The 20075-nt window shown below is 73.2% G+C and carries 24 protein-coding genes and 1 pseudogene; 12 read left to right on the top strand and 13 right to left on the bottom strand.

Annotated features, from left to right (window positions below; all coding sequences use genetic code 11):
• The first annotated feature begins 105 nt into the window (after positions 1-105).
• Positions 106-1002: an alpha/beta fold hydrolase gene (locus tag ABTX81_RS12500; RefSeq protein WP_350543617.1), complete on the top strand. Its 897-nt coding sequence runs from the start codon at positions 106-108 to the stop codon at positions 1000-1002.
• Positions 1003-1011: 9 nt separating this feature from the next.
• Complete coding sequence (locus tag ABTX81_RS12505; protein ID WP_350543619.1) at positions 1012-1662, top strand: hypothetical protein; 651 nt, start codon at positions 1012-1014, stop codon at positions 1660-1662.
• A gap of 80 nt (positions 1663-1742) precedes the next feature.
• On the opposite strand, the gene ABTX81_RS12510 is transcribed toward ABTX81_RS12505, so the two are convergent.
• Positions 1743-2042: a DUF6342 family protein gene (locus ABTX81_RS12510; RefSeq protein WP_350543621.1), complete on the bottom strand. Its 300-nt coding sequence runs from the start codon at positions 2040-2042 to the stop codon at positions 1743-1745.
• Positions 2043-2387: 345 nt separating this feature from the next.
• Here ABTX81_RS12510 and ABTX81_RS12515 point away from each other — a divergent pair, with 345 nt between their 5' ends.
• From ABTX81_RS12515 to ABTX81_RS12525, 3 genes are all read left to right on the top strand, one after another.
• Positions 2388-3353, top strand: coding sequence for a metallophosphoesterase (locus tag ABTX81_RS12515; protein ID WP_350543623.1), 966 nt, complete (start codon positions 2388-2390; stop codon positions 3351-3353).
• Between the two features lie 48 nt (positions 3354-3401).
• Complete coding sequence (locus tag ABTX81_RS12520) at positions 3402-3761, top strand: hypothetical protein (RefSeq protein WP_350543625.1); 360 nt, start codon at positions 3402-3404, stop codon at positions 3759-3761.
• A 235-nt stretch (positions 3762-3996) separates the two neighbouring features.
• Entirely contained in the window at positions 3997-5127 is a 1131-nt protein-coding gene (locus tag ABTX81_RS12525) for a DNA gyrase subunit B (RefSeq protein WP_350543627.1), read from the top strand.
• A 36-nt stretch (positions 5128-5163) separates the two neighbouring features.
• On the opposite strand, the gene ABTX81_RS12530 is transcribed toward ABTX81_RS12525, so the two are convergent.
• The 6 genes and pseudogenes from ABTX81_RS12530 to ABTX81_RS12555 all read right to left on the bottom strand — a co-directional run bounded on the left by ABTX81_RS12530 (position 5164) and on the right by ABTX81_RS12555 (position 9182).
• Positions 5164-6144: a DUF4331 family protein gene (locus tag ABTX81_RS12530; RefSeq protein WP_350543629.1), complete on the bottom strand. Its 981-nt coding sequence runs from the start codon at positions 6142-6144 to the stop codon at positions 5164-5166.
• A gap of 97 nt (positions 6145-6241) precedes the next feature.
• Positions 6242-6362 (bottom strand): annotated as a pseudogene (locus tag ABTX81_RS12535) (S1 RNA-binding domain-containing protein); the annotation flags it as partial.
• A 54-nt stretch (positions 6363-6416) separates the two neighbouring features.
• A complete protein-coding gene (locus ABTX81_RS12540; protein ID WP_350543631.1) occupies positions 6417-7109 on the bottom strand; it encodes an alpha/beta fold hydrolase in 693 nt (230 codons plus the stop codon).
• A 581-nt stretch (positions 7110-7690) separates the two neighbouring features.
• Positions 7691-8116 carry an arsenate reductase ArsC gene (locus tag ABTX81_RS12545; protein ID WP_350543633.1) on the bottom strand — a complete coding sequence of 142 codons (426 nt, stop codon included), beginning with the start codon at positions 8114-8116 and terminating at the stop codon, positions 7691-7693.
• A complete protein-coding gene (locus ABTX81_RS12550) occupies positions 8113-8811 on the bottom strand; it encodes an aquaporin (RefSeq protein WP_350543635.1) in 699 nt (232 codons plus the stop codon). Before ABTX81_RS12550 ends, ABTX81_RS12545 begins: the two co-directional genes overlap by 4 nt.
• Positions 8808-9182 carry an ArsR/SmtB family transcription factor gene (locus ABTX81_RS12555; protein WP_350543637.1) on the bottom strand — a complete coding sequence of 125 codons (375 nt, stop codon included), beginning with the start codon at positions 9180-9182 and terminating at the stop codon, positions 8808-8810. The genes ABTX81_RS12550 and ABTX81_RS12555 overlap by 4 nt, the downstream gene beginning before the upstream one ends.
• 88 nt (positions 9183-9270) lie before the next feature.
• On the opposite strand from ABTX81_RS12555, the gene ABTX81_RS12560 reads away from it, so the two are divergent.
• Positions 9271-9660 carry an ArsI/CadI family heavy metal resistance metalloenzyme gene (locus tag ABTX81_RS12560; RefSeq protein WP_350543639.1) on the top strand — a complete coding sequence of 130 codons (390 nt, stop codon included), beginning with the start codon at positions 9271-9273 and terminating at the stop codon, positions 9658-9660.
• A gap of 15 nt (positions 9661-9675) precedes the next feature.
• Here the strand turns inward: ABTX81_RS12560 and ABTX81_RS12565 are convergent, their stop codons facing one another.
• Positions 9676-10782, bottom strand: a complete 1107-nt coding sequence (locus ABTX81_RS12565; protein ID WP_350543641.1) for an FAD-dependent oxidoreductase — start codon at positions 10780-10782, stop codon at positions 9676-9678.
• Positions 10783-10835: 53 nt separating this feature from the next.
• On the opposite strand from ABTX81_RS12565, the gene ABTX81_RS12570 reads away from it, so the two are divergent.
• Positions 10836-11537: a TetR/AcrR family transcriptional regulator gene (locus tag ABTX81_RS12570; protein WP_350543643.1), complete on the top strand. Its 702-nt coding sequence runs from the start codon at positions 10836-10838 to the stop codon at positions 11535-11537.
• On the top strand, positions 11534-11977 hold the full coding sequence (locus ABTX81_RS12575; RefSeq protein ID WP_350543645.1) for a hypothetical protein: 444 nt from the start codon (positions 11534-11536) through the stop codon (positions 11975-11977). The genes ABTX81_RS12570 and ABTX81_RS12575 overlap by 4 nt, the downstream gene beginning before the upstream one ends.
• A 63-nt stretch (positions 11978-12040) precedes the next feature.
• Here ABTX81_RS12575 and ABTX81_RS12580 read toward each other — a convergent pair whose 3' ends face one another.
• Positions 12041-13372: a chymotrypsin family serine protease gene (locus tag ABTX81_RS12580; protein ID WP_350543647.1), complete on the bottom strand. Its 1332-nt coding sequence runs from the start codon at positions 13370-13372 to the stop codon at positions 12041-12043.
• A gap of 90 nt (positions 13373-13462) precedes the next feature.
• Positions 13463-14083 carry a TetR/AcrR family transcriptional regulator gene (locus ABTX81_RS12585; protein WP_350543649.1) on the bottom strand — a complete coding sequence of 207 codons (621 nt, stop codon included), beginning with the start codon at positions 14081-14083 and terminating at the stop codon, positions 13463-13465.
• Positions 14084-14206: 123 nt separating this feature from the next.
• Between ABTX81_RS12585 and ABTX81_RS12590 the strand changes: the two genes are divergently transcribed.
• The 4 genes from ABTX81_RS12590 to ABTX81_RS12605 all read left to right on the top strand — a co-directional run bounded on the left by ABTX81_RS12590 (position 14207) and on the right by ABTX81_RS12605 (position 17560).
• On the top strand, positions 14207-15229 hold the full coding sequence (locus ABTX81_RS12590; protein WP_350543651.1) for a glycoside hydrolase family 113 protein: 1023 nt from the start codon (positions 14207-14209) through the stop codon (positions 15227-15229).
• Positions 15230-15405: 176 nt separating this feature from the next.
• Entirely contained in the window at positions 15406-15855 is a 450-nt protein-coding gene (locus ABTX81_RS12595; protein ID WP_350543653.1) for a hypothetical protein, read from the top strand.
• A 118-nt stretch (positions 15856-15973) separates the two neighbouring features.
• Positions 15974-16621 (top strand): GNAT family N-acetyltransferase, encoded by a 648-nt coding sequence (locus ABTX81_RS12600; RefSeq protein WP_350543655.1) that lies wholly within the window; start codon positions 15974-15976, stop codon positions 16619-16621.
• Positions 16622-16963: 342 nt separating this feature from the next.
• On the top strand, positions 16964-17560 hold the full coding sequence (locus ABTX81_RS12605; protein ID WP_350543657.1) for a hypothetical protein: 597 nt from the start codon (positions 16964-16966) through the stop codon (positions 17558-17560).
• Positions 17561-17760: 200 nt separating this feature from the next.
• Here ABTX81_RS12605 and ABTX81_RS12610 read toward each other — a convergent pair whose 3' ends face one another.
• From ABTX81_RS12610 to ABTX81_RS12620, 3 genes are all read right to left on the bottom strand, one after another.
• The gene (locus ABTX81_RS12610) at positions 17761-18861 is read right to left on the bottom strand and encodes a methyltransferase domain-containing protein (protein WP_350543658.1); all 1101 of its coding nucleotides are present in this window, start codon (positions 18859-18861) and stop codon (positions 17761-17763) included.
• Positions 18858-19547 carry an MvdC/MvdD family ATP grasp protein gene (locus ABTX81_RS12615; RefSeq protein WP_350543660.1) on the bottom strand — a complete coding sequence of 230 codons (690 nt, stop codon included), beginning with the start codon at positions 19545-19547 and terminating at the stop codon, positions 18858-18860. The genes ABTX81_RS12610 and ABTX81_RS12615 overlap by 4 nt, the downstream gene beginning before the upstream one ends.
• Positions 19548-19813: 266 nt before the next feature.
• Positions 19814-20074, bottom strand: a complete 261-nt coding sequence (locus tag ABTX81_RS12620; protein WP_350543662.1) for a hypothetical protein — start codon at positions 20072-20074, stop codon at positions 19814-19816.
• Position 20075 lies beyond the last annotated feature (1 nt).

Genomic DNA, 20075 nt, shown 5'->3' on the forward strand with positions numbered 1-20075 from the left:
TCCGGTTCCTCTCGGATTCTTTTATGGTACAAACATACCATCAAGAGCTGCGGCGTCGCCGCTCCACTGTTGGTGCTGCCTTGCGTTCCGGGAGGGGACCGAACCATGACCAGGACAGCCGTCGGACACTTCACCAGCGACGAGGCGCGGACGAGGTTCCTCGCCGCGTACGACCGCGCGATGGAGCTGTGGCCGGGCCCGCGCGAGGAGTTGGACGTCGAGACCTCCTACGGCACCGTCCACGTCCACCGCCACGGCCCGCCGACCGGCGAGCCGGTCGTCCTGCTGCACGGCCACGCCGGGCACCCGTCCAACTGGTACCCGCAGGTCGCCGCCCTCGGCGAGCACCACCCGGTCTACGCGATCGACACCCTCAACGACCCCGGCCGCAGCGTCCAGCGCGCCGTCGCGGCCGGCGGCGCGGAGAACGCCGCCTGGCTCGACGAGGTCTTCGCCGCGCTCGGTCTGGACCGCGTCCACCTGGTCGGCGTCTCCTACGGCGGCTGGCTGGCCCTCAACCAGGCCGTCCACGCGCCCGGGCGCCTCGCCTCGATCGCCCCGCTGGACCCCGGCGGCATCGTGAAGGTCCCCGCACGCTTCTACGCCCATATGATCGGCGGACTGTTCGGCATGCTCGCCCCGCGGCGCTGGCGCCCCGCGCTGGGCCGCCTGCTCGCCAACCCCGCGCTCAGCTCCCCGCCCGAGATGATCGCCCCGCTGATGCTGGCCATGCGGACCTACCGGCCCAGCACCCGCCCGCCGGCCCGCCCGTTCACCGACGACGAGCTGCGCTCCGTCCGCCTGCCCGCGCTCGTCCTCCTCGGCCGACGCAGCGCCCTGCTCCGCCCCCGCCCGGCCCTCGCCCGGATCACCGCCCTGATCCCGGGCGTGCGCGCCGAAGTGGTGGAACACGCCGGCCACGGCCTCACCCTGGAACGCCCCGACGTGGTCAACGAGCACCTGCTGCGGTTCATCGACGGCGCCGTCAGTGGGGCCCGCTAGCCTCCGGGGATGGCGAACTACTCGTATCTCTGCTCCACCGACACGGCGTCCCTCTACCCCTCCAGCCAAGTGGCGGGCTTCGAGCCGCGGACCGGGGTCGTCGCCCACGACGTCTTCGGCGTTCCGCTGCTCTGGCTCGCGATGTTCCGCCCCGCCGACCTCGTGACCGGTGTCTTCACGGTCGACGAGGAGGATCTGGACGACGACGAGGACGGGGAGGTGGAGGCCACCGCGCCGCTGGTGGCCAAGGACCGGGCGCTCGCCCAGCTGGACGCCGCACTGCCGGTGCTGAACGCGCTGTTCGCCGCCGAGGGCCCGCTGGACGCCCACGCCGCCCTGCTGCGGCAGGCGGTCGAGCGGGCGCCGGGCACGTTCGTGACGATCGAGCTGGACGAGATCGAGGGCGTGTGGGAGGAGGACGACACCTCCACCTTCCAGTCCACCCTCCGCGCCGCGCTGGCCGCCCTCGACGGCCCGGCGGACCCGGGGCCGGCGGGCCGTGTCCGGCTGATCGAGCTGTCCCGCCTGCGCCCCGCCCGCCCGTTCCCGTCCGCCCGGCTGCTGCTCGACGGCCTGGAGGCGGGCGAGGACGACCACTGGAACCTCGCCCGGCTGCTCGGCGCCGGCTTCGACGCCGCGGTGCCCTGGGAAACGGAGTGAACGCCGGTGGGGGCGGTGGCGAGATCCGCCACCGCCCCCACCGTCATCGTTCCGTCGTCATGCCGTCGTCATGCCGTCGCTCAGAAGCGCAGGTCCTTCTGGTCGGTGATCAGACGGCCGGCGATGTGCAGGTTCCCGTCGGAGTCGAGCACCGCGATGATCTTCTTCGTCGAACCGTGGTGGGTGGTGAAGTAGATCTTGTCCGCCTCCTGGCTGGAGGAGTGGTTGGTGTTCACCGACAGCTCGATGCTCACCGGCGAGCTGATGAGCACGTCCCGCTTGGGCGAGCCCGGGTAGACCCGGTTCTCCACCAGCTTGACGCGGCCGTGGGTGTCACCCTCGGTCCAGTCGGTCGCGACGCCGAGGTCGAGTTCAGGCATGAGGCTTCCTTTCGTTGTGCGGGCACATGAAGGAGCGTCCATGGCCGGGCGACGCACACAACATCGCCCGAACCGATCAAAAATCTACACAGCTCGATCCCTCTCACGGCACGACTGTTCGAAAGCGCCCTTTCTTGGTCCGAACTTGCCGTTCATGGTTTGGATTTGATCGATCAATGACCGATATTGACCGGTTCCGCCGAACCAAGCCAGATCTCGGCAAAAGCTCGACCCGGCGTCGGCAGAAGTTCACACAACTGCCATTTGGCAGTTCTGCCACTTCCCTACCGTCGGGGGTGCCCGGCCGCGGACCCGCCGCCGGATCCCGCAGAGTGAGGGCCGCCCATGCAGCACGACAGCACCAGCACCCGCCCCAGCACCGACACCATCGGCATCGTCCAGATCTCCGACCTGCACCTCCGCGACGCCCCCGGCGCCCGGTCGTTCGTCTCCCACGAGCCCGAGGACGGACTCGCGGCGGTGCTCGCCGACGCGGCGGACCAGGTCGAGGACGCCGCGCTGGTGGTCGCCACCGGCGACCTGGCGGACCTCGGCGAGGCCGGCGCGTACGAGCGGCTCGGCGGGATCCTCGCCGCGCTGCCCACACCCGTCTACTGCCTGGCCGGCAACCACGACCGCCAGGACCCGCTCCAGGCCTTCCTCCCCCGCCCCACCGTTCACCTCGAACCGGCCGTCCAGGTCGGGAACTGGCTGATGCTCTTCCTGGACGCCAACGCCCACGGACGCGAGGCCGAGGCCGACGGCACCTACCGCGACCGCGACGACCGCGTCCACGCCGCCGCCCAGCCGGGCCTCACCCCGGCCGAGGAACGGCGCGCCCGCGCGATCCTGACCGCCACCCGGGCGGAGCACGTGTTCCTCTGGCTCCACCAGCCCCCGCTGCCCGAGACCGCCCCGGACGCCCAGGGCGACAGCGAACTCGCGCTGCTGGTCCGTGACTTCCCCAAGATCCGGGCGATCGGCGCGGGCCACCTGCACGGGGACCTCTCCGGCGAGTTCGAGGGCCGCCCGGTCTACGTCTGCCCGTCCTCCTTCATGAGCCTCAACCCGCGCGAGCGCACCCTGGAGGGCCCCGGCTACCGCACCTACCGCCTCCACCCCGACGGCCGCGTCGACACCGAGGTCCGCACCGTCCCCGGCCCCATGACCGACGCCCTGCGCACCACCCCCATGCCCGCCTTCCTCACCGACCTGATGACCGGCCGCGTCACCGGCAAGGAACTCAGCGCCCTCAGCGACGCCGACTTCGAGGCCCGCTACGGCGAGCGCCGCCCGATGGCCCGCTCGTAGAAGACCCCCTCCGGGGCGATTGTCAGTGCCGCGTGTCAGGCTGCGCGCATGAGTTTCGACCTTGCAGTGTGGGAAGGCGAGCGGCCCGCGGACGACGCCGCCGCGAGCCGGTGCTTCGACGAGCTGTACGAGCGGTACATCGCCACGGACGGCCCCGACATCCCCCCGACCGAACGCATCACGGCCTACGTCGCCGCCCTGCTGGCCCGCTGGCCCGACCTGACCGAGGACGAGGACGACATCTCCCCGTGGTCCACCGGCCCCCTGATCGACGAGGCGAGCGGCCCGCTGATCCACTTCCCGATCCGCTGGAGCATGGCCGAGGAGGCCGCCGTGTACGCCGCCTCGGTCGCCTCGTCGATGGGCCTCAACTGCTACGACCCACAGTCCCAGTGCCTCCTGCCCTGACGGCCCGGAAATTTCCTCCGATTCATGCCCCGCGCGCGGCCGGAAACGGGGTCGAGCGCGGCTTCGGCGGGCCCTTGACCGGGCTCCGACGGGGGTCCGGGACCGTCGGGGCGGGCCGCTTCCGGCAGCCGCCCGGGCGGGCGTACACGGCTCCGCCAAACCAGCTCTGACCTGGTGTTTCTCCGGAATTCCCCTAGGCTGTGGAGCCCTGTCGAACGCCGTCGGAGGGGACATCGTGAGCGAGGGAACGACCGGGTACGAAACCGCCCGCATCCAGGTGCTTGAGGGTCTGGAAGCCGTCCGGAAGCGGCCTGGGATGTACGTGGGTTCGACCGGCGAACACGGCCTCCACAACCTGCTGTTCTCGGTGACCCACCGAGCGGTGAACGAGGTCCTCGCCGGCCGGACCCGCCGGGTGGACGTCACGCTCATGTCCGACGGCTGGGCGCGCGTCGCCGACGACGGGCCGGGCGACCCCGTCGAGGCCCCGCTGACCCGCATGCAGGCCGGGAAGCCGCCCCTCGAACGGCACGACGTGTCGGCCGGCTACATCGGCCTGGAGCTGTTCGTCGCCAACGCCCTGTCCAGCCGTCTCACGGCCGAGGTGCGACGGGCGGGAGTCCGGTGGGTCCAGGAGTATGCGCGCGGTGTCGCGCTCACACCGCCCACCGAGGCTGGCCCGGCAAGCCGGAGCGGGACGAGCATCGCCTTCCGACCGGACGACGAAATCTTCCAGGTGAGGGAGTTCTCGTTCGACGCACTGGCCGATCACTTCCGGGAACTGGCCTTCCTGAACCAGGCCTTGGAGATCTCACTGAGCGACCGCCGCCACCCGGCGGAGCCGCGGGAGGAGCGGTACCGCTTCCCGGGCGGGGCCCGCGACTTCGTCGCCTTCCTCGACGGCGGCGACGGCCCCGACGACGACATCTTCGGCTTCGAACACGAGGCCCCGCGAATGGCCGGCACGTTGGAGGTGGCCCTGCGCTGGCGCGCCGTCGCCGTCGCCGACGGCGGGGAGCGAATCCGGACCTTCGCCAACAGCCGCCCCACCAACGGCGGCGGCACCCACGACCGCGGGTTCCGCACCGGCGTGGCGGCCGCGCTCACGGCCCACGCGCGCAGGCACCACCTTCTCCCGGCGGCGGCCCCCGACCTCGACGCCGACCGGGTCGGCGCGGGCCTGACCGCCGTGGTGTCGGTGAAGCTGGACGACGTCGAGTTCGAAGGCGCCACCAAGGACGTGCTGGGCAACACCGCCGTGCGCGGCTGCGTCGAGGAGGCTGTCCGCGACCACCTCGGCCAGTGGTTGGTGCACCACCCGGAGGGCGCCGCGGCCGTCATCGGCCGGTTGCTCGGCCGGGAGTAGGAAGTCGGGCCCGCCGACTTCCTACGACGGGCCCGGCTAGCCCGCCGGGGGGTACGGGTGGGGGTGGCCGAGGTGGGGGAAGGTGGGGAGCAGGTCGGTGTGCGGGGGGATGTGGTCGGTGGTGACCTTGCCGCCGGAGACCATGGTGAGGCGGGCGGAGGTCACGTCGTCGGTGAGGGTGCGGCCGTTGGGGTAGGCGGCCGGGCGGGAGCGGTCGTAGCGGAGGATGTCGGGGAGGACGAGCTTCAGCGTCTCGGTGGCGGCGTCGGTGGTGTAGTCGCCGGTGTGCTGGAGGACGGCCGTCCACGGCTCGCGGTACTTCTCCCAGTCGTCGGCCGGCTCCCCGGTGTTGTACACGTCCTTGACCTCCTCCGCGTTGAAGTACGCGGTGAGCGAGGGGTGGGCGCCCCGGTCGACGGAGAGCAGCTGCCCGTCCTGGTGGAGGCTGATCCGCGCCCACACGCCGATCGCCGGCTCCGGGCCGAGGTCGGCGTCCGGCACTTCGAGGACGATGCCGAAGACGTTGGCCTCCGCCATCGCGTCCTTGCCGGTCCAGGTGAAGTCGTTGACGATCCCTTCGAGGTCGGCGAAGAAGGGGTCGCTGCGCAGCCCCACCGAGAGCTGGTACCCGCCGTACGGGGACGAGACGACGTGCGGCGCGTCGCCGAACGCCACCGGCACGTCGGCGAAGACCACCTCGCCCAGCGCCTCGTGCCGCTGCGCCGCCTCGCCGGTGGCGCGCCGCACGGTGACGTGCTGGGCGCCGTCCGCCGGGGCGGAGAAGGTGAAGGAGTACGCGACGTCGGCGCGGTCGTCGCCGTCGTTGTCGATGTTGATGCGGTAGACCGCGTCCGGGTGGAACTCCGCGCCGCCGGTGGGGGCGTACGGGTTGACGTTCATGATGAGGACGGTGCGGCCCGGGGCGTCGGCGGACGGGAACACGAACAGGTCGGTGAGGTCGAGCCGGGCGTCACCGCGCGGTGAGCGGAGGTTCGGTCCGCTGAGGTGATGGGACATGGCGGTACAGCTACCAGGGCGCCCCGCGCGCGGGGCGGAGGACACCCGCACACCCCACCCCCGTCCACCGATCGGCCGACGGGAGCCCTCCGTCACGGGACAGCCTGGCCGCGCCGTTCCAGGTGTCGGACTGGAGGAACTCGCACGAGACGCGCTGCCCGACGTGAAACAGCGTCCGAGGCCTCGTCAACGCGGCTCCAGGGCAGTTCGGGGATGGTGAAGTGACGCCAGGAACGCGCGGAGTTCGGGGCCGCCCGCGCCGGCCGCACCGCTCAGGAGCTCACCGACCGTGCGGCGTCGGCGAGGAGGCGGGCGAGTTCGCGGGGGCGGGTGGTCATGGGCCAGTGGCCCGAGTCGAGGTCGAGGTAGTCGAGGTGGGCGGCGCGGGCGAGTTCGGGGCTCTCGCCGCCCGCGATCCACTCCTTGGCCTGGGCGGGGGTGAACTCGGGGCAGACCAGCGCGACGGGCACGTCGAAGCGCCGCTCGTCGGTCAGGCGGACGACTCCCCTGGCGACCGCCTCGGGGACGGGGATCGCGGTGGACGCGATGCGGTCGCGGGCCCGCCGGTCCAGGTCGGCGGCGTCCGCGCCCTCGAACGGGGCCCAGCCGGGGAAGGGCATCACGCCGTCCTCGATCGCGAAGAAGTCGGCGTACGGCCGCCCGTCGGCCGCGGGGAAGCCGCCGATCAGGGCGACCTTGGCCACCTTCTCCGGCCGCGCGTCGGCGGCGATCCACGCCAGCGTCGCCGCCGCGGAGTGCCCGACCACCAGCGGCCTCCCGGGCGCCGCGTCCACCGCCGCGAGCACCGCCTCCACCTGCGCGTCCAACGTCGCGCCGGCGGCGCCGTCGCCCTGCCCCGGCAGCGTGAGCGGCACCGGCCGGTGCCCGAGCGCGGCGAGTTCGGGGACGACGTCGTCCCAGGCGGATCCGTCGAGCCAGAGGCCGGCGATGAGCAGAATGTCCACCCCGGCACGCTACCGGACGTCAGAGGGGGAAGGACATCGCTTCGTTGCTGCTTCCGGGATCGTCCGGCGCGTCCATCTGCCCGGACGGCTGCAGTGTCGCACCGAGCGCCGAAGGCGTCAGGAGAGACGGTCACGGGCAACCCCCCACCAAGAGGCCGACCGGAATGCGTACCGCCGTCTCGGTCTCCGGCAGGCTCATGGTGGCGAGCGCCTCGGGGTCGTCCACTGTGAACCCCTGCACCACGAACTCGCCGGTGTCGGTGGAGTAGACCGTGGGGCACGGCCCGTGGTCGCACGAACTGTCGGGCAGGTCAATGGTCCCGATCCCAACCGTTGTGCCGCAAGGGGCTGTTGTTGCGGCAACGCGAAATCGGGTCGAGGCGGGCTCACGGCCGGGACTGCTGCCGGCAGTCGGCGAAGGGAGTCCTCCCTGGGTGTTGACGGGCTCGCGCGCACCGTCGAAGCAGAGCGTGCACTGCTCCCGGGTGGCCTCGCCGGGGAATCGGCGAGGCCACCCGACGAACTGCTCCTTGCGCCCGAGTCTTCGAGCGCTGGAGCAGGAAGTCGGCCGGACCGACTTCCTACTCCGAGGCCGTCGGGGTGACGGCGAGGGTGGCGAGGAGGGTGCGGATGCGGGATTCGATGGCGTCGCGGATGGGGCGGACGGCGGGGAGGCCGTGGCCGGCGGGGTCGTCGAGGGGCCAGTCGAGGTAGCGCTTGCCCGGGTAGTAGGGGCAGGCGTCGCCGCAGCCCATGGTGATCACGATGTCGGAGGACTCGACGGCCTCGGTGGTGAGGACCTTCGGGATCTCGGCGGAGATGTCGATGCCGACCTCCGCCATGGCCTCGACCACGGCGGGGTTGACGGCGTCGGCCGGGGCGGAGCCGGCGGAGCGGACGGTGACCCGGTCGCCGGCGAGGTGGGTGAGGAAGGCGGCGGCCATCTGGGAGCGGCCGGCGTTGTGCACGCAGACGAACAGGACGGTGGGGGTCGCGGGGGTGGTCATGGGCGGTGTCCTGGGGCGGGAGGGCCGAACAGTGCCGACACCAGGGCGAGCCCGGCGGCCAGGCCGACGAGTTGGGCGGCGACGAACGGCGGTACGGAGGCCGGGGCGATACCGGCGAAGGTGTCGGTGAAGGCCCGGCCGACGGTCACGGCCGGGTTGGCGAAGGAGGTGCTGGAGGTGAACCAGTACGCCGCGCCGATGTACGAGGCGACCGCGACCGGCGCGAGCCGCGCCCGCCCGACCCGGGTGAGCCCGAGGACCAGCAGGACCAGCCCCGCCGTGGCGACGACCTCGCCGAGCCACAGGTGCGAGGCCGAGCGGTCGTGGGCGGACCAGCGGACCGCCGGTTCGGCGAACATCGCGTTCGCCAGCACCGCGCCCCCGACCGCCCCCGCGACCTGCGCCGGAACGTAGGCGGCGACCTCGCGCGGACGGAGCCCGCCGGAACCGCGCCCCGTCCACCAGGCGGCCAGCGTCACCACCGGGTTGAAGTGTGCCCCCGAGACCGGCCCGAGCAGGGCGATCAGCACCCCGAGCCCGAAGACGGTGGCCAGGGAGTTGGCCAGCAGCCGCACCCCGGCGTCCGGGGAGAGCGCCGCGGCCTGGATCCCGGAGCCGACCACGACGGCGACCAGCGCACCGGTCCCCACGAACTCGGCCACCGCCCGGCGGCCGAGCGGTATCGGCGCCGTCACGGGGTCTGGAGCAGGGCGGCGAGCGTGGCCAGCGCGCCGGGCAGCACCCAGTAGTAGACCCAGGTCCCGCGCCGCTCGGAGCCGACCAGCCCGGCCTCGCGCAGCACCTTCAGGTGGTGCGAGATGGTCGGCTGGGACACGTCGAACGGCCCCGTCAGGTCGCAGACGCACGCCTCGCCGCCCTCGTGCGAGGCGATCAGCGACAGCAGCCGCAGCCGCACCGGGTCGGCGAGCGCCTTGAACTTCCGCGCCAGGTCGACGGCCGCCTCCTCGCCGAGCGGCTCGCGGACCATCGGCGAGCAGCACGCCGCAGTCTCGCCGCCGCCATCGGCGCCGTCCTGCCCGAGCACCTGCAGTTCCAGATTCGACATGTGTCTATGTTGACAGTCATCGAATAAGCGAGGCAAGCTCGCTGTATCGACAACCGTCGATTCAAGACCTCGAACCGGGGAGACCGCCATGTCCCGTGTCCAGCTCGCCCTGCGCGTCGCCGACCTCGAAGGCTCCGTCGCCTTCTACGCCAAGCTCTTCGGCACCGAGCCCGCCAAGCGCCGCCCCGGCTACGCGAACTTCGCCATCGCCGAGCCCCCGCTCAAGCTCGTCCTGATCGAGGGCGAGGCCGGCGAGGAGACCCGCCTGGACCACCTCGGCGTCGAGGTCGCGAGCACCGAGCAGGTCACCGCCGCCACCACCCGCCTCAAGGACGCCGGCCTGGCGACCTTCGAGGAGAACGACACCTCCTGCTGCTACGCCGTGCAGGACAAGGTCTGGGTCCACGGCCCGGGCAAGGAGCCGTGGGAGGTCTACGTCGTCAAGGCCGACGCCGACGTCCCCGCCACCTGCTGCTGACGCCCGCTCAGCCGGTCAGGAGGGCTGAACCCGGTCGAAGACGGCCAGAGCCCGGGCCGGGTCCGGGCTCACCAGGCGCTCCAGCCCCTCCCGGGTGATCCTCGCCCACCGGCCGGCGCGCTCCCACATCCGCTCCTCGAAGGCGCGGACCACCTCGTCGAGGTCCCCGGAGCACGCGGCGACGGCCTCGGCGAGCTCGGCGCCCTCCAGCATCGCGAGGTTCGCGCCCGCCCCCAGCGGGGGCATCAGGTGGGCGGCGTCGCCCAGGAGCGTCACCCCGGGGACGTGGGCCCAGGTGTGGGACTCGGGCAGCACGTGGAGCGGGCGGTGGGCGAAGGCGGCGCCGTGGCGGAGGAGGTCGAGGACCGGGTCGGCCCAGCCGTCGAAGAGGGCCAGCAGGCGCGATGGAACGTTCGAGCCGTCGGCGTACCAGTCCAGCGGCGCGCGGAACTGGGCGTACACCTTGACGCGGCCCCCGCTGTTGCGCTGGGCGACGAGTGCCCGGTTCACGCCGTACACGGCCACCGAACCGTCCCCAACCAGCCGGGCGAGGTCGGGGTGGCGGGTGTCGACGTCGTCCAGCGAGGTCTCGACCATGGTGATGCCGGTGTACTGCGGCGTCACCGGCGAGACCGCCGGGCGGGTCCGGGACCAGGCGCCGTCCGCGCCGACCACGAGGTCGAACGCCTCCTCCCGCCCGTCCGCGAACCGGACCAGTGCACCGCCCCCGGCCACCCCCGGCACGACCGCCGTCACGCCCCGGCCCCACTGGACGTCGAGCGGGCCGAGCAGCAGGTCACGGAGCTGCCCGCGGTCGATCTCGGGATTGGCCCGCTCGTCCGGGCCGGGGCGCCAGTCGCGGAGGACGGTCCCGTCGGGGTCGAGGATGCGCATGGCCTGGCCCTCCGGGCGGGACAGCGCGTCGAACTCCGCCAGCAGCCCCGCCATCTCCAGTGCGCGCCGGCCCATCCCCTCGTGCAGGTCCAGCGTGCCGCCCGGGGGCCGGGCGTCGCGGGCGGGATCGCGTTCGAGGACGGTGACGGGGTGGCCATGGCGGTGCAGGACCCGGGCGAAGGTGAGGCCGGCGGGCCCTCCCCCGACCACGGCGATACGGCGTCTCATGTCGATACACTGTATTGCCCCTGACGGAACAGAGCAATGGAACGGCGGTAGGGATGACTGTGTGGGACCGTCCGGAGCCGCCGGCCCGCCCCGTGCCGCTGGACCGCGAGCGGATCGTCGCCGCCGCGATCGCGCTGGCCGACGAGGGCGGGCTGGACGCGGTGTCGCTGCGCAAGGTCGCCGCCCGGCTGAACGCAGGGCCGATGCGGCTGTACGGCTACATCTCCACCAAGCAGGAACTGTTCGACCTGATGGTGGACGAGGTCCAGGCCGAGATCCTCCCCGCACGCGGCGAGGAGCGGCCCGGCGACGGGCGGGAGGCGCTGCGCGTCCTCGCCCACCGCACCCGGCAGGCCGCGCTCCGCCACGAATGGCTGGCCGACCTGCTCGGCGGCCGCCCGTCCCTGGGCCCCCACGGCCTCGCCGTCACCGAGGCCACCCTGGCCGCCCTCGACGGCCTCGCCGGCATCGACACCGTCATGCGCGCCGTGGAAACCGTCAGCGCCTACGTCAACGGCGCGATCAGACGCGAGATCGCGAACCTGCGGGCCGAACGCGCCACCGGCCGGTCCGAGCAGGACTGGCAACGCGACTCCGGCCCCCACGTGATGAGGATGCTGGCCACCGGCCGCTTCCCGACCCTGAGCAAGGCCGTGCACGACGCCACGGACGTGGCCGCCGAGACGTCCTTCGCGACCGGCCTGGACTGGGTCCTCGACGCCGTGACCGCCAAGCTCACCGGCCCGACGGCATGACGCACGGACCACTGGGCCGGCGGGAGGTCCGGGAGCTCCCCAGGCTGGACGCCGGCAGCCGGTTCCGGGTCACCGAAGTCGCCGACGTCCTCGGCGAGATCGGCCCTGCGGCGGCGGCCGCGCTGCCGCGCCTGCGGGAGCTGCTGGACGACACCTACGACTGGGTCCGCGTGCACGCCGCCGCCGCGCTCTGGGCGATCGGCGGTGAGCCCGGGGCCCCGGCCGTGCTCGGCGTGCTGCTGCCGGCCTGGGAGCAGAACCCCGCCACCGGCCGGCGCGTCGTTCCCTGCCTGGACCGGATGGGCCCGGCCGCCGCCCCGGCCGTCCCGCTGCTGCGCGCGCGCCTGGAACTGCCGGGGCGCGCCGACATGTGGGCGGGCATCGAGGAGGACGAGAAGCAGCAGGCCGACTGCCGCGCCCTCCTCGCCCGCCTCGGCTGACCCGTGTCGGAGCAGGAAGTCGGCCGGTCCGACTTCCTGCTCCGGGACTCCCGGCGCCCCGGGCTACCCGGTGACGAGTTCGAGGCCCTGCTTCTCCAGGTAGATGTCGAGCGGCGCGTACCAACCCGTCGTGCCGCACGAGCGGTTGGGCTTCCCCTCGCACTGGGCGTCGTTGGTCCCGCCGGAGATGATCCCGTTGGCGTAGACGTCGGAGCCGTCGGGCTGGGAGACCGGGCCGCCGCTGTCGCCCGACCCCCAGACCGCCTGGTTCGGCTTGTGCACCTGGACGGTCCGCTGGACCGTCGTCCCGTCACGGTAGACGACGGTCTGCTCGGTGGCCTCGATCGTGATGTCGCAGATGTTCCCCGACTGGGATCCGGAGGAACAGACCCGCTGGCCCACGTAGTTCTGGTGCAGCCCCTTGACCGGCCAGGTCCGCTGGTCGCCGGCGTTCGAGGCCTCCGCCCACGGACCCCACCACATGCGCGGCTGGAAGAAGTCCGAAGCGCCGGGGTAGAGGAGGTTGATGTCCCGTTCCGTGTCCCGGTGCCCGACCGACCCGAACGCCCGGCTGTCGGGGAACTGCGGGCTGTACGCCTGCGTACCCTGGTTGCCGCAGTGCGCGGCACTGGTCATCAGCCGCCACGGACTCCCCGGGACGCGGACGGCGAACCCCGTGGAGCAGACGTACCGGTCGCTCCCCTCCCAGTAGGTCCACCGCGCGCCGCCGTACGCCTGCTGGGTGTCGCGCCCGGAGGTACCGGCGGCGGCCACGGCCGTTCCCGTCGCGGCCTGCGGGTTCTGGCTCTTCACCCGGACGACGGCGACCCCGCCGGTGAGGTCGGTGATGTCGCGGGCGACCGCCTCGCTCTGCCGGCTGCCGACGGCGTTGCCGCCGTCCTCGGCCACGCCGAGTATCAGGCCCTTGCCGTCGGGGCTCGGGCCGACGGAGGTGAGCTTGCCCGGGAGCTGGTCCCGCTGGGCGAAGGCCCGGTCGCGGGCGTCGAGCAGCTGGCGGTGGGTGTACGGCGCCTCGGCGAACGTCACCTTCACGTGCCGGTCGCCGCGCGCCGCCTGACGGACGGCCGCCGGTACCGCGCCCTTCCAGTGCACGGTGATGGCGGACTTCTCGGGATCGGTGACCAGCCCGGCGTAGCCGCCCTCGTCGGGCAGCTTCCGCACCTCGGCCGTGATCGCGTCGGCCACCGCGCCGACCGCGTTCTGCCCGGCCCAGAAGGCCGCGCCGACCGCACTGCTGGTCGCCTGGTCGCCCGCCCCGGACACGGGTGAGGCCGAGGCCGGGACGGTGAAGGCGACGGCACCCGCCAGGGCGACCATCGCGACGGAGACGGTGGAGAGGCCGGAGAGGCCGGAGAGGCCGGAGAATCGACCCATGGGTGTGATCCCTCGTTTCGCTTCGCTGGGAACTGCTGCGAAGCGACGCTAGGGATCCCTTGTTCACGTCCCGTCAACGACGGATGGACGTCAGGCCGGTGGCAGTCCCCGGCCCCGCACCAGGGGCAGGTACACCTCGTCGACGATCTCGACCAGCACCTCGTCGGGAGCGGTGGGGGCGCCGCGCACGACGAACTCGTTGCGCAGCAGGGTCATGGCGACGGTGGCGACCCTGGGGTGGAGCGCTTCCGGGGAGGCTTCGCCGCGGGCGATCGCGCGGCCCAGGATGGTCAGCCAGGGGGCGGCGGCGGCGTCGCCGGACTGCTCCTGGAGCTGCGCCAGGAGTTCGGCGGTGCCGCCGGCGGCGGCGAGCAGTTCGCGCAGGATCGCGCCCTGGGGGGAGCTCCAGTAGCGGTTCGCCTGGCGCAGCCACTCCAGGACGTCGCCGCGCAGGCTGCCGGTGTCGGGCGGCTGGATGGTGGTGGCGAGCCGCCGGTAGGCGGCGACGGCGAGGGCGAGGCGGTTGGGCCAGCGGCGGTAGAGGGCGTTCTTGTTGGTGCCGGCGCGGGCGGCGACCTTGTCCATGGTCAGGCCGGCGTACCCGGACTCGGCGAGTTCGTCCGCCGCCGCGCCCAGGATCGCGTCCTCCAGGGCGGCGCCGCGGCGGCGCGTCTGCCCGGCGGCCGGCGGGCCCGTCGGTCGTTCCGGCATGGCCCGCCCTTCCTCACGATCGGCACGCTCCGTACCTTCCCATTCTGACCACTTGCCCCGACCCCCGCCAAGTAGGGTACGGTCCGTACCGTAAATCTCGGTAACCGACGAAGGAGCGACGCCATGCGCGCCAAGGGCATCAGCTATGACACGGGCTTCTCCTGGAACGGCCATCTGGGCCGCAAGCGGTTCGACCCGGAGGTGGTGCGGCGCGAGCTGGCGGTCATCCGCGACGACCTGCACTGCACCGCCGTCCGCGTGATGGGCGGCGACCCGGACCGGATCGAGCTCGCCGCCGGGTACGCCGCCGAGCTCGGGCTGGAGGTCTGGTTCTCCCCCTACCCGCTCGAACTGACCGCCGAGGCGATGCTGTCGCTCTTCGCCGACTGCGCCGAGCGCGCGGAGCGGCTGCGGCGGCGCGGTGCCGAGGTCGTGTTCGTCACCGGCGCCGAACTGAGCCTGATGAACAAGGGGTTCCTGCCCGGTGACAGCACCGAGGAGCGCGTCGCCCTGCTGAGCCGCCCCGAGCAGGTGCGCGAGCACATCGGCACGGCCGGTGCCAAGGTCAACGCGTTCCTGGCCGAGGCCGTGCCGCTGGTCCGCGCACGGTTCGGCGGCAAGGTCACCTACGCCGCCGTGCCGCTGGAGAACGTCGACTGGACCCCGTTCGACATCATGTCCCTGGACCTCTACCGGTCGGCCGAGATCGCCGACCGCTTCGCCGACGGCGTCCGGCACCTCGTCGCCCAGGGAAAGCCGGTGGCCGTCACCGAGTTCGGCGCGGCCGGCTACCGGGGCGCCGGCGACCGGGGCGCCCGCGGCCTGGAGATCGTGGAGTACGACGCCGGCACCCGCGCGCCGCTGCGGCTCGACGGCGCGTACGCCCGTGACGAGGCCGGCCAGGCCGCCTGCGTGCGCGAGCTGCTGGAGGCGTTCGACGCCGGCGGCGTCGACAGCGCCTTCGTCTTCACCTTCGCCCTCTACGACTACCCGCACCGCCCGGACGGCGACCCCCGCGACGACCTGGACCTGGCGAGCTACGGCGTCGTGAAGGTCCTGGAGGACCGCGACGGCGCCGCCTACCCGGACCTGCCGTGGGAGCCCAAGGCCGCGTTCACCGCGGTCGCCGACCACTACCGGCCCTGACACCCGGCCGTCCGCGGCCGTCCAGGTCCGTCCGGGGCCGTCCGGGGTGGCCCGGACCCCTGGGAGCCGGGCCTGTCGCGGTGGCAGCATCGCCTCCGCCGGGCCCCGGAAGGCGGGGAGCGGCGGTCCACGGAGCGGCCAGTGACGCCAGAGCGCCGGCCCAGGGAGGGGAAACCATGGGGAAGACCAGCCGCCGGGCCAAGGCGGGAGTCGCCGTCGCGATCGCGGCGGGCTCGCTGCTGCCGCTGATGGTGTCCGGTACGGCCAACGCCGCCACCAGCGGCGGGTGTCGGGGCTACACGGCGCCCGGCGCCTACCCGAGCGGCGTCCAGCTCAACCCGTGCAACATCGTCCTCAACGGGTCGAAGGCCTTCGGCTACGTGAACAGCCCGCAGACCGACATCCGGATCTACCTCCAGGTCGGCTGGAAGCCCGCGTCGCAGGGCGGCGAGCCCACCAACTTCAGCGCGGCGTACGACGTCGGCGTGGTCGGCCCCGGCAACGGCTACTACCGCGGCGACCTCTACTGGGGCGGAGTGCCGGGGTACTGCTACTACACCCGGATGTGGTACGCGAACGGCAGCTACGTCTCGGGCTGGGCCGAGTCCCCGGCGACGTGCTTCTGACGCCACCCCGCTGAACCGCGCCACTGAGCGGCACCAGGCCGGGCCCGGCCCCACCCGGGTCCGGCCCGGCGCGTTATCCGGTGGCCCCGACGGTGAGGCGGCGGCAGAATTCCCGGGCATGAGCCTGCTGTCGCACTGGCCGCTCGCGGGACTGCGGCTGACCACCCCGCGCCTGGAACTGCGGCTGCCGGACCCCGACGAGCTCGCCGCCCTGGCCTCGCTGGCCGCCGACGGCGTGCACGACCCGGCCGTGCAGCCGTTCACGGTGGCCTGGACCGACGTCGCGCCGGAGCAGCGGGCCCGGAGCGTCCTGCAGTACCACTGGCGCTGCTGGGGTGCGTGGCGGCCGGAGGACTGGGAGCTGAACCTCGTGGTGCTGCGGGACGGCGCCGTCGTGGGCACCCAGGGCATCGGCGCCCGGGACTTCGCGATCCGCCGGGAGGTCCACACCGGTTCATGGCTCGGCCGGGAGCACCACGGCCGGGGCCTGGGCACCGAGATGCGCGCCGCCGTCCTCCACCTGGCCTTCGCCGGGCTCGCCGCGCGGCACGCCGTCTCCGGCGCCTACGCCGACAACCCAGCGTCGCTGGGGGTGTCGCGCAAGCTGGGCTACCGCGAGGACGGCATCGAGCACCACGTCGTCCGCGAGCGGGCCGTCGTCCTGCGCCGGCTGCGCCTGACCGCCGGACAGTGGCGGGAGCACCGGACGGTCCCGGTGGAGGTCGAGGGGCTGCGGGAGTGCCTGCCCTGGTTCGGCCCGGCCTGAGCGGCAGGACAGCGCGGGGCGCCGCCGGATCGGCGCCCCCCACGTGTCGTCAGCGCCCGTCCGGTCAGGTCGACAGGTTCTTCGGGTCGGCGATGACCTTGCCGGCGAAGGAATCCACACAGCGCGGCCACGAGAGGAGTGTGACCGGGCGGTCGACGCGGCCCGGACCGCCGTCGGCGTCGGCCAGGCCCTCAGCGGGCTTCTGCTGTCCAGGGCGTCGATGCGGTCCGCCCCGGGGCGCGGCCGAAAATGTGTCCGATTCCGGCGTGGCCGGGACACACCGTTTTCCATCTCATGCCTAGTGCAAGGCAGTTGACTCAGCATACGAACGGAGAAGTGATCATGCGATCCCGCACACTGACCGCCCTCTCTGCGCTCACTGCTCTCACGCTCCTCGGGATGGTCCCGGTGGCGCAGGCGGCCGGCTCGGCCGCCCCTTCGTCGAGCACCGAGGTCAAGCCGGCCCCGGACACGGCCCAGACGGGGGACACGGCGCGCGCCGGGGCGGCCGTGCCCGGCCCCACGCTCCAGAACGCGCGCGCCCTCTGCTACCAGGCCCACTCACGGAACGCGGGGTGGACCTCCGTGCTGTGCACCGACGGCGCCGCGGGCTTCACCGGCACCACGGGCCAGAACGACCCGATCGACCGCGTGTACTTCTCCGTGTACGGCGACCTGGACTTCAACGTGCAGTTGCACTGGTCCAACGACGGCACCGGCGCCGAGCGCCGCGTGGCGCCGGGCACCTGGGCCGAGATCTACAACCCCAACGGCAACGCGCTCGAGGCGATTCACCTGCGCAGCACCAACGAGACCATGAAGGCCGCCGCCCACGTGCAGAACGTCGGCTGGAAGGGCACGGACCTGTGGTCGTACGACCAGTGGATCGGCAGCATCGGCGAGGCCCGCTGGATGGAGGCGTTCTGGGTCGCCATCTGATCCGACCCTGCGGTGGCGCCCGGCCATGAGGCCGGAGCCCCGCGCGGTGAGCACCGCCGGGGCCGGCGTCACACCGACACCGACCCCGGCGGTCACCACCTCATCGGTTCGCGTACTCGGCTCCGGGCATCACCGGCCGGCCGAGGGCCGGGTCCGTGGCGAAGGCGGGAGTGCCTGCCCTGGTTCGGCCTCGCATCCGGTCAGAGGGGGCAGCAGGTCATGCCTCCGCCCGGGGCGCCGTAGCTCACCAGTTGCGGGCCGCCGGGCGCGATGGTGAGGGTGAACCACTCGCGGCGGGGGCGGTGGTGGCGGCGCCAGGTGGTGCGAGCGGCCTCGACGAGCTGCCAGAGGTCACGCGGTCCGGCGGTGGTCACGGTGGACGGGCGGCCGGGGTGGTCGTCGACGTGGGCCGTCGAGCCGTCGGTGGGATCGTGCAGCGTGCCGCCGCCGACCCGGACGACGGCCGGGGGCAGCCGCAGGCCGGCCCAGAAGGAGAAGCCGTGGTCGTCCAGCACGCGGGCCCCGACGACACTCGTCCGCCGCCGGCCGCCGGTGGGGACGTCGTGGACCGCTGCCGCGTTCCCGTCCGCCCGCAGGGGCATGAACGCGGCGGGCCGGTGCAGGAACCGGCCCGCCGCGCCCCCGTCGGGCAGCTTGGTGAGACAGGCGACCGCGCCGCCGCCCAGAGCATTGCCGATCGGTGCGACGATCAGCCCGCCGGTCACGCACTGGTCCAGCCAGGCCCGCGGGATCCGGCGGACGGAGCAGGTCGCGATGACCCGGTCGAACGGCCCGCCCCCGGGACAGCCGTGGACGCCGTCCGCCCGCACGACGGCGACGTCGGCGCCGAGCCGTTCGCGCGCCGCCTCCACCAGGTGCGCGGTGCGGTCGACGGTGGTGACGTTCCCGGCGCCCGCGAGGTGGCAGAGCAGCGCGGCGTTGTACCCGGTCCCGGTGCCGACCTCCAACACCCTGTCACCGGGCCGGACGTCGAGCGCGTCCAGCATCTCCGCCATCAGCCCGGGCGCCGTGGACGACGACGTCGCCACCCCGCCCACCTCGGCACCCGGTGCATCGTCCACCTCGGTGACCAGCACCTCATCCGCGTACACGGACCCCAACCACGCGCCTCCACCCGCGCTCTGGGCCCGGTACGCCCCGTCCTCCCACCGGTAGAACGCCGGCACGAACGGATGCCTCGGCACATTCAGGAACGCCTCGACGACCCGCGAGGACAGCACCGAGGCCCCCCGTTCGATGTCCCGCGCCAGCCGCACCCTCGCGTCGATGTCCGTGGTCATCCCACGCTTCCTTCCAAGTAGTCGCAGATGGCGGCGGTGATGGGCAGCCCCGTCGCCTGTTCGACGAACCCGTACTGCCCGTTGGGATTGACCTCCAGGAACACCCACGCCCCCGACGGCGTCACGACGAAGTCGAAGGCGCCGTACGGCAACCCGAGCCGGGCGAGCACGCGGCGCACCCCGTCGGCCACCTCGGTCGGGGGCGCGCACACGCGGTAGCGGAGGCTGTCGTAGTCGCTGCGCCAGTCCGTCCTGGCCGCGTCCGACTCCGCGTGGATCTCGGCGGCGAACAGCCGCGTGCCCACCACCGTGAGCCGGACCTCGTACGCCTTGGGCACCCACTCCTGGAACAGGTGCGCCGTCGCGGCGATCGACGGGTGCCCGACGTCCTCCGGCCGGAGCACGCTCGTGTAGACCGCCACCGACTCGCCGCCGGACGTCCCCCGGATCGGCGTGAACGGCTTGTAGACGACGGGCCGCCCGCCCATCCGCTCCGCGAACTGCCGTGCGGCCTCGGGCCGGTTCGTGATCAGCGTCCGTGGCACCCGCAGCCCGCACTCCACCGCCACCCGGAGCTGGAGCGGCTTGGACTCCGCATCTGCGGCCCGGCCCGGCGGCGGCAGCCACCGGGCCGGGAGGGCCGACAGCAGGCCGCCGAAGCCCCGCCGGGCTTCGGCGGCCACCACCGCCCGTGCCTCCGGCGGCAATTCGGGCGGGAACTCGCTCGGCGTGGGACGGCGGTAGTAGACGGAGCGAACGGCGGCCGGTGGCGAGTGCCCCGCGCCAGCCGGACTCGCCGTCGAGGCCCGCCGCCACGGCGAGCCTCGACGGGGACCACGCCGTATCCGCCCGGAAGACCGGCACCGCACGCCGGTTGAGTTCCTCGATCACCAGATCGGCGGTCGGATCGAACGCCCCCGTGACGACGAGGACGGTGCCGGAGTCGGGCATGTCAGTCGTTGCTGCTTCCGGGATCGTCCGGCGCGTCCATCTGCCCGGACGGCTGGGTCGGCCCGTACGTCTTCGGCGGGTTGCTGGTCATGTAGACGCCGGGCGGCATCCCGGCGTAGCTGCAGGTCTGCGTCTCCTCGTCGTACGCCAACTCGGAGGCCAGGACGCCCCCGCTCCCCGTGACCGCACTCAGGAAGCGGAACGCGAACGGCCCGGCGGCCCCGTCCACTTCGTCCAGCACCGGCAATGTCGCGGTGGACATG

The organism is Kitasatospora sp. NPDC097605, assembly GCF_040302725.1.
Classification (GTDB): Bacteria; Actinomycetota; Actinomycetes; order Streptomycetales; family Streptomycetaceae; genus Kitasatospora.

Bases quoted from the DNA above. Each gene is read 5' to 3' on its own strand.
- ABTX81_RS12500 (WP_350543617.1), top strand. From the start codon at position 106: ATGACCAGGACAGCCGTCGGACACTTCACCAGCGACGAGGCGCGGACG.
- ABTX81_RS12505 (WP_350543619.1), top strand. From the start codon at position 1,012: ATGGCGAACTACTCGTATCTCTGCTCCACCGACACGGCGTCCCTCTAC.
- ABTX81_RS12510 (WP_350543621.1), bottom strand. From the start codon at position 2,042: ATGCCTGAACTCGACCTCGGCGTCGCGACCGACTGGACCGAGGGTGAC.
- ABTX81_RS12515 (WP_350543623.1), top strand. From the start codon at position 2,388: ATGCAGCACGACAGCACCAGCACCCGCCCCAGCACCGACACCATCGGC.
- ABTX81_RS12520 (WP_350543625.1), top strand. From the start codon at position 3,402: ATGAGTTTCGACCTTGCAGTGTGGGAAGGCGAGCGGCCCGCGGACGAC.
- ABTX81_RS12530 (WP_350543629.1), bottom strand. From the start codon at position 6,144: ATGTCCCATCACCTCAGCGGACCGAACCTCCGCTCACCGCGCGGTGAC.
- ABTX81_RS12545 (WP_350543633.1), bottom strand. From the start codon at position 8,116: ATGACCACCCCCGCGACCCCCACCGTCCTGTTCGTCTGCGTGCACAAC.
- ABTX81_RS12555 (WP_350543637.1), bottom strand. From the start codon at position 9,182: ATGTCGAATCTGGAACTGCAGGTGCTCGGGCAGGACGGCGCCGATGGC.
- ABTX81_RS12560 (WP_350543639.1), top strand. From the start codon at position 9,271: ATGTCCCGTGTCCAGCTCGCCCTGCGCGTCGCCGACCTCGAAGGCTCC.
- ABTX81_RS12565 (WP_350543641.1), bottom strand. From the start codon at position 10,782: ATGAGACGCCGTATCGCCGTGGTCGGGGGAGGGCCCGCCGGCCTCACC.
- ABTX81_RS12570 (WP_350543643.1), top strand. From the start codon at position 10,836: ATGACTGTGTGGGACCGTCCGGAGCCGCCGGCCCGCCCCGTGCCGCTG.
- ABTX81_RS12575 (WP_350543645.1), top strand. From the start codon at position 11,534: ATGACGCACGGACCACTGGGCCGGCGGGAGGTCCGGGAGCTCCCCAGG.
- ABTX81_RS12580 (WP_350543647.1), bottom strand. From the start codon at position 13,372: ATGGGTCGATTCTCCGGCCTCTCCGGCCTCTCCGGCCTCTCCACCGTC.
- ABTX81_RS12585 (WP_350543649.1), bottom strand. From the start codon at position 14,083: ATGCCGGAACGACCGACGGGCCCGCCGGCCGCCGGGCAGACGCGCCGC.
- ABTX81_RS12590 (WP_350543651.1), top strand. From the start codon at position 14,207: ATGCGCGCCAAGGGCATCAGCTATGACACGGGCTTCTCCTGGAACGGC.
- ABTX81_RS12595 (WP_350543653.1), top strand. From the start codon at position 15,406: ATGGGGAAGACCAGCCGCCGGGCCAAGGCGGGAGTCGCCGTCGCGATC.
- ABTX81_RS12600 (WP_350543655.1), top strand. From the start codon at position 15,974: ATGAGCCTGCTGTCGCACTGGCCGCTCGCGGGACTGCGGCTGACCACC.
- ABTX81_RS12605 (WP_350543657.1), top strand. From the start codon at position 16,964: ATGCGATCCCGCACACTGACCGCCCTCTCTGCGCTCACTGCTCTCACG.
- ABTX81_RS12610 (WP_350543658.1), bottom strand. From the start codon at position 18,861: ATGACCACGGACATCGACGCGAGGGTGCGGCTGGCGCGGGACATCGAA.
- ABTX81_RS12620 (WP_350543662.1), bottom strand. From the start codon at position 20,074: ATGTCCACCGCGACATTGCCGGTGCTGGACGAAGTGGACGGGGCCGCC.